The organism is Lysinibacillus sp. (genome assembly GCF_032093475.1).
Classification (GTDB): domain Bacteria; phylum Bacillota; class Bacilli; order Bacillales_A; family Planococcaceae; genus Lysinibacillus; species Lysinibacillus irui.
Genome location: NZ_DAMDAY010000140.1, coordinates 1 through 11,646, shown reverse-complemented (window position 1 = coordinate 11,646; position 11,646 = coordinate 1). Strand labels below are relative to the sequence as shown.

The following is an 11,646-nucleotide window of genomic DNA, read 5'->3' as shown; positions in this document are numbered from 1 at the left end:
TCAAACGTAAAACGGCATTACTTATTTCCTCTAGCTGTGAGCTGGGGGCGGTCGCTGCAGGCGTTGATGCAAAAACAGTGAGACATTTAAAGCGCTTCGGCTACTTTGTGGGCATGAGCTTCCAAATTATCGATGATGTTTTAGATATTATGGCAACAGATAAAGAATTAGGTAAACCCGCGGGTAGTGATTTGTTGCAGGGCAATATTACCTTACCGATCTTATTACTGAAAGATGATCCAGAGATGCAACCTTATTTAGTTAAAGTATTTACAGGTACACTAACAGAAGCGGAACGTCAAAATATGTTGCAATATGTGCGTAAATCTCATGCAATTGAACAAGCTAATCGTATGAGTGATAAATATTTGAAAAAAGCCTTACAAGAAATAGATGCTTTACCAAAACATCCAGTTAAGAAAAAGCTGCGAGATGTTGCATTGTTTATGGGTAAGCGCAAATTCTAGCTTTTTGTTGTATAAAGGCTCGTTTTTTGTTAATATTTATCGGTAGGTGTAAAACCTGTTAGACGAATTTAAGGAGTGTTTTAAACATGGCAATTGAACAAACTTTTTTAATGGTTAAGCCTGACGGCGTTGAACGTCAAGTAGTTGGAGACATCGTTGATCGTTTCGAACGTCGCGGTTTTGTAATGAAAGGTGCTAAATTAATGGTAATTCCTAAAGAATTAGCAGAAAAGCACTATGCTGAGCATGCTGAGCGTCCATTCTTTGGTGAATTAGTTGATTTCATCACTTCTGGTCCTGTATTCGCTATGGTATGGGAAGGCGAGAACGTAATCAAGCTTGCTCGTACAATGATGGGTGCAACTAAACCTGAAGAATCAAACCCAGGTACAATCCGTGGAGACTACGCAACAACTGTTTCTCACAACATCATTCACGGTTCTGATTCACTTGCTTCTGCTGAGCGTGAAATCGGCTTATTCTTCGGTGAAGATTTAGTTTAATTCGTGAATAGATTAGGCAATTCCAATTCATTTGGGATTGCTTTTTTTATTACCTTGAGAAACGGAGAATTACAAAAGGTAATGTTCTATTGCAACATATAAATAAACTTCTTCTAGATACATATAGAATTGTTAAAAACTTCTTACTCATGTACAATAAAAAATATAATATTCAGACAATTAAGTTAGGAATAGAATTGTAGACCTGTCAATAAACTGTGAAGGATGACGAGGAAAAGGGGTTATAGAAATGAGAGAAGTGGTAATTGTCGCAGCAGTTCGAACTGCTGTTGGCCGAAGTAAAGGGGCATTAAGCCAAGTTCGAGCAGATGATTTAGCAGCAGATGTGCTAGAAGAGGTTGTAAGGCGTGCAGGGATTGACAAGGAACAAGTGGATGACGTTATTTTGGGCTGTGTAACGCAAACAGCAGAACAAGGTGCCAATATTGCGCGGACATCCTTATTAATGGCTGGCTTCCCGGATAGTGTGCCAGGGGTAACCATTGATCGTCAATGTGGCTCTAGTCAGCAAGCCGTTCATTTCGCCGCTCAGGCAATTTTAGCGGGAGATATGGATATTGTCATTGCTGGTGGCGTGGAAAGTATGTCGAGAGTACCGATGGGGTCAAACATGCAATATGCGCATAGTAGTAAACGCTTACAGGAGAATTATGACATTATCCATCAAGGGTTATCTGCGGAGAAAATAGCAGCAAAATGGTCTTTATCGAAAGAACAGCTAAATAACTATGCTTACCAAAGCCATCAACGGGCAATTTCTGCTATTGAAGCGGGTCATTTCAAACATGAAATACTACCTATTCAAGTGCCACAAGAGGATGGATCAATGACAACGTTTGCTGTTGACGAGGGACCACGTGCAGAAACAACTATCGAAATTTTAAATGGTTTAAAGACTGTTTTTCAAGAGGATGGCGTCATAACTGCAGGCAATGCAAGTCAGATGAGTGATGGGGCATCAGCAGTTGTGGTGATGGCTTTGGACAAGGCGCAGGAGCTTGGCATTCAACCACTTGCCAAAATTGTGACAAGAGTGGTCGTTGGCTCTGATCCAACATTGATGTTAACAGGGCCAATCGAAGCAACTAGAAAGGCGTTAGAACGAGCAGGCCTCAACATTGAAGATATCGACACTTATGAAGTTAATGAAGCCTTTGCACCAGTGCCACTTGTATGGCTACAAGAAATTGGTGGAGACCCGAATAAGCTTAACCCAGATGGCGGTGCTATAGCACTGGGGCATCCGTTAGGGGCTACAGGCACTAAATTGTTAACGACCATGCTACATCGTATGGAGCGAGAGAATTATCGTTACGGTTTACTTGCCATTTGTGAAGGGATGGGAATGGCTAATGCCACGATCATTGAAAAAATGTAAAAGGGGATAGAGTTGGATGAAAAATCATGAAGTGATTGCAGTAGTAACGGGCGGTGCCTCAGGTTTAGGTGAGGCAACTGTCCGTAAGCTGGTTGAACAAGGTGGCAAAGCAATTATTTTTGATGTGAATGATGAGCGTGGACAAGCTCTAGTACAGGAATTAGGGCAAAGCGTACATTATGTGCGAGTGGATGTCACAAAAGAAGAAGATGTGGCAACAGGTCTTGAGCAGGCCATTGCAGCATTTGGTAAGGTGAATGTGGCGGTAAATTGTGCAGGCATTGCAGATGCGAGTAAAGTCATCTCGAAGCGAGGGGTTCATGCTCTTGCTTTATTTGAAAAAATAATCTCTGTTAATTTAATTGGTACGTTCAATGTAATCCGTCTAGTTGCTGAGAAAATGCAGCATAACGAACCAAATGAGGATGGACAACGTGGCGTCATTATTAATACTGCATCGGTAGCAGCATTTGATGGGCAGATTGGACAAGCGGCTTATAGTGCATCAAAGGGCGGTGTGGCAGCGATGACCTTGCCAATTGCACGAGAGCTTGCAGAAATCGGTGTCCGTGTAATGACCATTGCGCCTGGGATAGTTGAAACGCCAATGTTTGCATCGTTACCTGAGCCAGCAAGAACGGCTCTTGCCCAAATGACACCATTCCCTAAGCGACTTGGTAAACCTTCAGAATATGCCCTGTTAGTTGATAGTATTATCCACAATGGTTTGTTAAATGGGGAGGTCATTCGTCTAGATGGGGCCATCCGCATGCAGCCAAGGTAACTATAAAGTCTATTTTTAATTGGTTTGTAGCAGCTGTAGAGTTGATCGTTTCAAAAATTCGTTTATGAAGGGAAGCGGTAGAATGCATATGATGGATACACCTTTATTATTAACAAGTTTTTTGAATCGCGCAGAACGATTTTTTCACTCAAAGAAGATTTATTCACGAACAAATGCTACAACCATTCACGAGTTCACGTACAAAGAATATGTTAAACGTACCCGCCGTTTAGCTGATGCTCTGACGAAGCTTGGAATGGAGCGAGGCATGAAAGTGGGCACATTTGCTTGGAATCATCATCGCCATTTGGAAGCCTATTTTGCTGTACCGTGTGCAGGGGCAGTACTGCATATGATTAATATTCGATTAGCACCAGAGCATATTGCCTATGTCATCAATCATGCGGAAGACGAAATATTATTAATCGATGACAACCTAGTGCCTTTAATTGCACCAATTGTGTCACAGCTTAAAACGGTAAAGCACTTTATCATTATGGGGGATGCTGTCGAGGTAGAATCTGTGCCCATTGCAAATGCTCTTTCTTATGAGGCATTACTAGCTGAGGCCGATGAACATTTTACATTTCCAGATGACTTAGATGAGAATACGCCTGCAGGCATGTGCTACACAAGTGCAACGACAGGTATGCCAAAAGGGGTTGTTTATACTCACCGTAGCATTGTCCTGCACAGTTTAACGGCTGGTCTTGCTGATAGTATTGCTATTTGTGAATCCGATGTGGTGTTACCTGTTGTACCGATGTTTCACGCTAATGCATGGGGCCTACCCTTTGCTAGTGTTGCATTTGGTTCTACACAGGTGTTACCAGGCCCGATGTTTACCCCACAGCTTTTGCTTGAGTTATTTGAAGTGTATAAAGTCACGTTAACTGCAGGAGTACCTACAATTTGGCTCGGTGTTCTACAAGAGCAACGTCAACATCCACGTGACTTATCGTCTATGCGATTAATTGTTTGTGGAGGATCTGCGTCGCCAATTGGTCTTGTCCGTGGCTTTGAACAAGAACTCAATATCCCATACATGACAGGCTACGGTATGACAGAGACATCACCGCTCGTTAGCCTATCCACGTATTTAACACATATGCAGGACTACACAGCTGATGAAAAGATGAATGTTCGTATTACGCAAGGTATGACGATGCCTCTCATTGAAACTCGAATTGTTAATGAAAATGGTGAAGTGCCATGGGATGGTAAAACAATGGGAGAATTAACGATTAGAGGACCGTGGATTGCCCATGAGTACTATCAAGATGAACGAACGGAAGAAGCGTTTAAAGACGGTTGGCTATACACAGGTGATATTGCCGTGATGACAGTAGATGGCTATATAAAAATCACAGACCGTACGAAGGATTTAATTAAGAGTGGAGGGGAATGGATCTCCTCTGTTGAACTTGAAAATGCATTAATGTCCCATCCAAAAGTATTTGAGGCGGCTGTCATTGCCATTCCGCATGAAAAATGGCTGGAGCGACCATTAGCCTGTGTCGTAGCAAAGCCAGAATTTAAAAATTCTATTACCAAAGAGGAGCTATTAGAGAGTTTACAGGCACAATTCCATAAAACGTGGATCCCTGATGATATTGTCTTCATTGAAGAGGTACCGAAAACGTCTGTTGGTAAATTCCTGAAAGCTAAATTACGAGAAGATTTAAAAGAGTATCGCATTGAAGTTTAACGAAAATGGATAGAATGAAGGTGGTGAAAAGCTACCTTCTTTTTTTAATTGAAATATATCCTAAAAAATGAAACTATTTTTTCCATTTTGCCGTATAATCTTAGTAATGAAAGGAAGTGGACGGAGTGTCAATTGCGATTGTAGCGATTATTGGAGGCGTCATCATCTCATTAGCAGGGATTTTTACAGATGCTCGTACAAGACAGCAAAAAATTAAATTAAAGGCTATCGAAAAAGAGGTGGAGTTAGAAAAGCTTAGGCTGGAAAACTATACAATAGAAACAGAAAAAATGCGTCTGGAATTAGAACAGTCTAAAATGCTATTATTAGAGGAAAAGCAAAACGCAAGCAAGTAGATAGGCAGTTAGAAAGACTATTTCAGGATTGGGACTTTTCCGCTATAATGGAAATACGACGCTAGAGGGGAAGATGACCATATGTCTGATTATGAACAGTTTATAGAAGGTATAAAGCGCAAAACAGGAATAGATTTAGCGTTATATAAAGAGGCGCAAATGAAAAGACGATTAACCTCTCTTTATGAGAAAAAGGGCTATCGTAATTTTGTAGACTTTCTAAAGGCACTTGAACAAGATCGTGATTTAATGAATGAATTTTTAGATCGTATGACGATTAATGTTTCTGAATTTTATCGCAATGGGAAGCGTTGGGAAGTGTTACAAAAGAAAATATTTCCGAAGCTGTTACAAACAAATAAGCGTTTAAAAATTTGGAGTGCTGCTTGTTCAACAGGAGAGGAACCTTATTCTTTAGTGATGGTATTATCTCAATTGTTGCCTTTATCTCAAATTCAAATTATTGCTACTGATTTGGATGAAAATGTAATCCAAAAAGCGAAGCTAGGTGTATACCCTGAACGATCTTTAGCAGAGGTTCCCAATGATATTAAAGCGAAATATTTTGAACAAGAAGGATCCTTTTATCGTGTGAAGGATGAGATTAAGCGTTGTGTTACCTTTAAGAAACATAATTTACTGAACGATTCCTATGACAGCAATTATGACTTAATCGTTTGTCGCAATGTTATGATTTATTTCACTGAAGAAGCGAAAGACCAAATTTATAATGATTTTAGTAAAGCACTGCGCAAGGATGGCGTTTTATTTGTTGGATCGACAGAGCAAATTTTTAATCCAGCACGTTATGAATTTGATGTAGAGGATACATTCTTCTATCGGAAAAATAATTAATAATATGGATGAAAAGCTTTGTACAAATGACCAGAATAGTCATGTACATATAAGTAAGCCGGCATTAAACATAGATATTTCGTACGCTTTTCGCTTATCATAAGCAAAGGCGTATTTTTTATAAAATTGAGCACTTCACTTCAGTAGTGAAGTAAGTTTTTAGAGAAGTCATTCAGAATATTCGCATTTGACTATGAAAATGGTAAGCATTTAAAAGACATTTGTAAAAGGACTGTTTTTTTAAAGAATATATGTTATAGTGAAAAATACATACTTTAGCGAGTTGAAGGGAGAAAGTGTTTATGCGTTACTTAACAGCAGGTGAGTCACACGGACCTCAATTAACAACAATTATTGAAGGTTTACCGTCACTCTTATCTATTACAGCAGAAAAAATTAATCACGATTTAAAACGACGTCAGGGAGGTCATGGACGTGGGCGCCGCATGCAAATCGAAACGGATACAGTAGAGATCGTTGCAGGTGTACGTCATGGACAAACACTTGGATCTCCAGTCGCACTTGTCGTAACAAACGATGACTGGAAGCACTGGACTAAAATTATGGGGGCTGAGCCTTTAGCCGATGATATTAATCCAGAGGATATCAAACGTCAAATTTCCCGACCTCGACCAGGTCATGCCGATTTAGTTGGGGGCATGAAATATGGACATCGTGATTTACGTAATGTATTAGAGCGATCTTCTGCACGCGAAACTACTGTTCGTGTTGCAGTCGGGTCAGTGGCGAAAGCTTTACTGAATGAATTGGGTATTTCTATTGTTGCTCATGTCACTGAAATTGTGGGGATTAAAGCTGATACCTCTTTAATAGAAGGAAAAACAGCTGATGAAATCCGTGCCATTGTCGAAGCAGATCCATGTTACTGTGTAGATCCAGAGGCTTCTGCCAAAATGGTTGAGGCAATTGATGAGGCGAAAAAAGCAGGTGATTCCATCGGTGGTGTCGTAGAAGTCATCGTTGAAGGTATGCCAGCAGGAGTTGGTTCATATGTTCATTATGATCGTAAGCTCGATGCAAAACTAGCAGCAGCGATGCTATCTATTAATGCATTCAAAGGTGTTGAATTTGGGCTTGGCTTTGAAATGGCACGCCGAAAAGGCTCTGAAGTGCATGATGAAATTATTTGGTCTGACGAAGAGGGCTATACACGTGCAACAAATCGATTAGGTGGCTTAGAAGGTGGCATGTCTACTGGAATGCCAATTGTTGTTCGAGGTGTCATGAAGCCAATTCCTACATTATATAAACCATTACAAAGTGTGGATATCGAAACAAAAGAGCCGTTTAAAGCAAGTGTAGAGCGCTCTGATAGCTGTGCAGTACCAGCAGCATCTGTAGTGGCAGAACACGTTATTGCCTGGGAAATAGCTAATGCTATTTTGGAGCAATTTCATAGTGATCAACTTCCACAATTAAAAGCTCAAATTGATGAGCATCGACAATATACAAAGGGGTTCTAATATATGCGAGTACCAGTAGCAACAAAATCCCATCATTATGAGGTTGTTCTTGGTCATCAATTTCTAACGGAAGCTCTTCAAGCATTTGCTGATAAGCTTCAAAAAGCAGATAAGCTGATTGTATTTACAGATGCCAATGTATGGGCTGCACAGGGAGACTATTTCAAGGCTCATTTCCCATATGAATTTAACGTGTTTATTTTGCCTGGTGGCGAAGCATGCAAAACCTTTGAACAGTACAATGCTGCTCAAACATTTTTATTGGAACAAAAATGCTCACGAAAATCATTTATTTTTGCCTTTGGTGGAGGAGCTGTTGGAGATTTAACTGGCTTTGTTGCAGCAACCTATATGCGAGGGATTCCGTTTATTCAAATTCCAACGACCATTTTAGCTCATGATTCTGCGGTTGGGGGTAAAACAGCTATCAATCATCCGTTAGGAAAAAACATGATAGGTGCATTTTATCAGCCAGAAGGTGTTATTTATGATACAGCTTTCACGGAAAGCTTATCTGAGCGCGAAGTACGTTCAGGAACAGCAGAGTTAATTAAGCATGCGATGATTTCTGATCCAGCATGGCTTGAGGAATTAATGGCAGCAGATTCAATCATTCATTTTAATCAACATGAACTAGCAAAACAGCTGAAAAAAGGAATTGAAGTGAAAGCACAAATTGTGGCAGAGGATGAAACAGAGCAATCTGTTCGGAAATTTTTAAACCTAGGCCATACATATGGACACGCCATTGAAGCGGCTGCGGGCTATGGCAAAGTAGCGCATGGTGAAGCGGTAATGATAGGTCTTGTTTATTGTTTATTGCTAAGTGAACGCTATGGAGAATTAGATCGTGCGTTTACCAAAGCGTTTTTACAATTTGCGTTGAAAAATGGTTATCCTTTTGAGGCTGTAAATGATTATTCATTCGACCAGTTAACAGGTTATTTAATGAAAGATAAAAAAACGGAATATGGCATTTTGCAATTTGTTTTACTGGAAAATATAGGTAAACCGTTTGTGAGGGCCATTGAGTTAGAAGAATGCAAAGAAGTAGATGCAGAATATAGACAGTTATTAGCGGAGGTGCTTGTATGATTCGTGGACTAAGAGGGGCAATAACAATTGAATCTGACAAGCCAGAGCTTGTATGGGATGAGACAGCAAGATTAGTACGTGAGGTTGTGGCAGCAAATAACGTGGAAGTAGATGATATTGCATCCATTCTTATTTCCACTACGCCAGATATTACCTCAGCATTTCCTGCTCGTGCGGTACGCATGATGGATGGGTGGCAATATGTGCCTGTAATGTGTACACATGAAATGGATGTGCCCAATGCGTTACCATTGTGTATTCGTATTTTAATCCATGCAAATGTTGAGGTAGCGCAAAAAGATGTCAAGCACTTGTATCTCAATGATGCAGTGAAATTAAGACCAGATTTGGCTAAAGGCTGAATAAGTAGAGGAGATGTTTTAAATGAAGTGGAAACAACAATTGGACGGTATGCAAGCATATAAGCCAGGCAAACCAATTGAAGAAGTTCAGCGTGAATACGGCTTAAAGGAAGTCATTAAATTGGCATCTAATGAAAATCCATTCGGATGCTCACCTAAGGTAACCGCTTATTTACAAAATAATACAGTGAATCATGCACTATATCCTGATGGCTACGCACAAAATTTACGTACGGCTGTTGCGAATCATCTTGATGTTCAAGAAACACAACTTCTTTTTGGTAACGGATCTGATGATATCATTGCTATTATTACTCGTGCACTGTTGTATCCAGGGGTAAATACGATAATGGCTGACCCTTCCTTCTCTCAATACTGGCATAATGCGGAAATTGAAGGGGCTGAAGTACGTAAAGTTCCTTGTATTGAAGGCGCTCATGATTTAGATGCTATGGCAGCTGCAATCGATGACAAAACATCTATTTTGTGGGTATGTAGTCCGAATAATCCTACAGGGGTTGTCATTCCAGATGCTCAATTACGTGCCTTTCTCGCCAAAGTTCCGAGTGATGTACTTGTCGTATTGGATGAAGCGTACATTGAATATGTTACACATCCTGATCATAAAGATACGCTACCTATTATTGATGAATATCCAAATGTTCTTTTATTACGTACTTTCTCTAAAGCGTACGGACTAGCATCATTCCGAGTTGGTTATGCAATAGGGCAACCGGACATTATTGCTAAGCTCGATCCTGTCCGCTCACCGTTTAATAATACGATTTTAAGTCAAGCTGTTGCGGCCATTGCTCTTAGTGATCAAGATTACATTGAAGCATGTCGCAAAGCGAATGAAATCGGTAAAAAACAATATGTAGAATTCTGTGAAAAGCATAACTTAACATACTACCCATCTGATACGAACTTTATTTTCTTTGATACACATGCTGATAGTGATGTTGTCTTCCAGGAGCTTATGAAAAGAGGATTTATTGTCCGTAGTGGCAATGCTCTAGGATTACCAGGGTTCATCCGTGTCACAATTGGTACTGAGGCGCAAAATGCAGCCTTATTGAATCAACTTGACGAAGTGTTAAAGGAACAAGGAGTATTTGCATGACACGCAAAGTACTCGTTATTGGGCTAGGATTAATTGGCGGTTCCATAGCCCTTGCTTTACAAAAAGCACCTGAAACAAAAATCATTGGCTATGATATGGATGCTCAAACACGTGAACAAGCGAAAACATTGAATATTGTGCATGAAATTGTGACAGATCCGCAAGCTGTTGCTGCTGAAGTTGATATTATTATCTTTGGTACGCCTGTTAATGCAACGCTTGATTGGATGGAGCAATTAAAATCATGGCCGTTAAAAAATAAAGTCATCGTAACAGATACAGGAAGTACAAAAAAATTAATTATGCAAAAAGCCAGCGAATTACGTGAACTTGGCATAACGTTTATTGGAGGACATCCAATGGCAGGTTCACATAAAAGTGGTGTGTTGGCAGCGAAGGCGCATTTATTTGAAAATGCATACTATATGCTTACACCGCTCGCTGGAGAAGAAATTATTCATATGGCGCAGCTTGAAAGTTTACTAAAGTTTACGCACGCAAAAGTCGTTAGCGTTTCGGCAAGTGAACATGATCATATGACAGCTGTAGTAAGTCATTTCCCACATGTCATCGCAGCCTCACTTGTACATCAATTAGGTGGGGAAAATGGGGAATATCCAATGACACGTTCTTTGGCAGCTGGAGGTTTTCGTGATGTTACACGAATCGCCTCTTCCAATCCGATTTTGTGGCGAGATATTACGCTACAAAATCGTGAGGAGCTACTCACGCAATTAGAGGGCTGGGAAAAAGAAATGACTCGTATTAAGGAGCTGCTGACGAATGGTTCTTCGCAGGACATTGAAAACTATTTTTCTGTTGCTAAAGAACTGAGAGATGAATTACCGATTAGTGCAGGGGCAATGTACACACCGTTTGACTTATATGTGGATGTTCCTGACTATCCTGGTGTAATTTCGGAAGTGACGGGCTTTCTTGCGGATGAAGCAATTAGTATTACGAATTTACGAATCGTCGAATCACGCGAAGATGTTTTCGGTATTTTAGTCATTAGCTTTCAAAGTGAAAACGATCGTGAACGTGCTGCAGCATGTATTCAAAAACGAGCAAATTTCGAAACGTATATTTCATAGTTCAAGAAAGCGTCGGTATTGCGGCGCTTTCTATCTTCATATTGGAGGGAAGAAAGTTCATGAGTGAAAAAGTTTTGCAATACAATAAGCCATCTTTACAGGGAGCTTTAACTGTCCCAGGCGATAAATCTGTATCTCACCGCTCTGTGATGTTTGGTGCCATTGCAAGTGGGACTACAACAGTAGAGGGCTTTTTATTAGGAGAAGATTGTTTAAGTACCATCGATTGTTTCCGAAAGCTAGGTGTTGATATTGAGGTGGAAGGAACAAATGTAACCATCCATAGTCCAGGTATGGATAGTTGGCAGGAGCCATCAGAAGTGTTATATACAGGAAACTCTGGTACCACAACACGTCTAATGCTAGGCATTTTAGCCGGATCTTCTGTCCACACTGTGATGACAGGTGATGCATCT

At 40.3% G+C, this 11,646-nt stretch carries 12 protein-coding genes and 1 pseudogene; all 13 read left to right on the top strand.

The annotated features are described in order from the left end of the window. A partial coding sequence (locus RT445_RS20875; RefSeq protein ID WP_313471477.1) for a polyprenyl synthetase family protein occupies window positions 1-467 on the top strand: 467 nt, incomplete at its 5' end. Between the two features lie 86 nt (window positions 468-553). Next, window positions 554-970, top strand: a complete 417-nt coding sequence (gene ndk / locus RT445_RS20870; protein WP_016994415.1) for a nucleoside-diphosphate kinase — start codon at window positions 554-556, stop codon at window positions 968-970. 250 nt (window positions 971-1,220) lie between these two features. Beyond that, a complete protein-coding gene (locus tag RT445_RS20865) occupies window positions 1,221-2,369 on the top strand; it encodes a thiolase family protein (RefSeq protein WP_313471474.1) in 1,149 nt (382 codons plus the stop codon). Between the two features lie 16 nt (window positions 2,370-2,385). Next, window positions 2,386-3,153 carry a 3-hydroxyacyl-CoA dehydrogenase gene (locus RT445_RS20860; RefSeq protein WP_274796358.1) on the top strand — a complete coding sequence of 256 codons (768 nt, stop codon included), beginning with the start codon at window positions 2,386-2,388 and terminating at the stop codon, window positions 3,151-3,153. A gap of 82 nt (window positions 3,154-3,235) precedes the next feature. Next, window positions 3,236-4,861, top strand: coding sequence for a long-chain fatty acid--CoA ligase (locus tag RT445_RS20855; RefSeq protein WP_312505633.1), 1,626 nt, complete (start codon window positions 3,236-3,238; stop codon window positions 4,859-4,861). A gap of 125 nt (window positions 4,862-4,986) precedes the next feature. Then, on the top strand, window positions 4,987-5,217 hold the full coding sequence (locus RT445_RS20850; RefSeq protein WP_274796360.1) for a hypothetical protein: 231 nt from the start codon (window positions 4,987-4,989) through the stop codon (window positions 5,215-5,217). A gap of 81 nt (window positions 5,218-5,298) precedes the next feature. Next, window positions 5,299-6,072 carry a CheR family methyltransferase gene (locus RT445_RS20845; RefSeq protein ID WP_274796361.1) on the top strand — a complete coding sequence of 258 codons (774 nt, stop codon included), beginning with the start codon at window positions 5,299-5,301 and terminating at the stop codon, window positions 6,070-6,072. A 302-nt stretch (window positions 6,073-6,374) separates the two neighbouring features. Beyond that, window positions 6,375-7,556: a chorismate synthase gene (gene aroC / locus RT445_RS20840; protein ID WP_274796362.1), complete on the top strand. Its 1,182-nt coding sequence runs from the start codon at window positions 6,375-6,377 to the stop codon at window positions 7,554-7,556. A 3-nt stretch (window positions 7,557-7,559) separates the two neighbouring features. Next, the gene (gene aroB, locus RT445_RS20835; RefSeq protein WP_274796363.1) at window positions 7,560-8,651 is read left to right on the top strand and encodes a 3-dehydroquinate synthase; all 1,092 of its coding nucleotides are present in this window, start codon (window positions 7,560-7,562) and stop codon (window positions 8,649-8,651) included. Continuing rightward, complete coding sequence (gene aroH / locus RT445_RS20830) at window positions 8,648-9,013, top strand: chorismate mutase (RefSeq protein WP_274796364.1); 366 nt, start codon at window positions 8,648-8,650, stop codon at window positions 9,011-9,013. Before aroB ends, aroH begins: the two co-directional genes overlap by 4 nt. 22 nt (window positions 9,014-9,035) lie before the next feature. After that, the gene (hisC, locus tag RT445_RS20825) at window positions 9,036-10,136 is read left to right on the top strand and encodes a histidinol-phosphate transaminase (RefSeq protein ID WP_312505630.1); all 1,101 of its coding nucleotides are present in this window, start codon (window positions 9,036-9,038) and stop codon (window positions 10,134-10,136) included. Continuing rightward, window positions 10,133-11,230 carry a prephenate dehydrogenase gene (locus RT445_RS20820; protein WP_274796367.1) on the top strand — a complete coding sequence of 366 codons (1,098 nt, stop codon included), beginning with the start codon at window positions 10,133-10,135 and terminating at the stop codon, window positions 11,228-11,230. Before hisC ends, RT445_RS20820 begins: the two co-directional genes overlap by 4 nt. A gap of 59 nt (window positions 11,231-11,289) precedes the next feature. Continuing rightward, window positions 11,290-11,646, top strand: a pseudogene (locus tag RT445_RS20815) (3-phosphoshikimate 1-carboxyvinyltransferase); the annotation flags it as partial.

Coding starts and splice junctions, on each gene's coding strand:
- ndk (WP_016994415.1), top strand. CDS start 554: ATGGCAATTGAACAAACTTTTTTAATGGTTAAGCCTGACGGCGTTGAA.
- RT445_RS20865 (WP_313471474.1), top strand. CDS start 1,221: ATGAGAGAAGTGGTAATTGTCGCAGCAGTTCGAACTGCTGTTGGCCGA.
- RT445_RS20860 (WP_274796358.1), top strand. CDS start 2,386: ATGAAAAATCATGAAGTGATTGCAGTAGTAACGGGCGGTGCCTCAGGT.
- RT445_RS20855 (WP_312505633.1), top strand. CDS start 3,236: ATGCATATGATGGATACACCTTTATTATTAACAAGTTTTTTGAATCGC.
- RT445_RS20845 (WP_274796361.1), top strand. CDS start 5,299: ATGTCTGATTATGAACAGTTTATAGAAGGTATAAAGCGCAAAACAGGA.
- aroC (WP_274796362.1), top strand. CDS start 6,375: ATGCGTTACTTAACAGCAGGTGAGTCACACGGACCTCAATTAACAACA.
- aroB (WP_274796363.1), top strand. CDS start 7,560: ATGCGAGTACCAGTAGCAACAAAATCCCATCATTATGAGGTTGTTCTT.
- aroH (WP_274796364.1), top strand. CDS start 8,648: ATGATTCGTGGACTAAGAGGGGCAATAACAATTGAATCTGACAAGCCA.
- hisC (WP_312505630.1), top strand. CDS start 9,036: ATGAAGTGGAAACAACAATTGGACGGTATGCAAGCATATAAGCCAGGC.
- RT445_RS20820 (WP_274796367.1), top strand. CDS start 10,133: ATGACACGCAAAGTACTCGTTATTGGGCTAGGATTAATTGGCGGTTCC.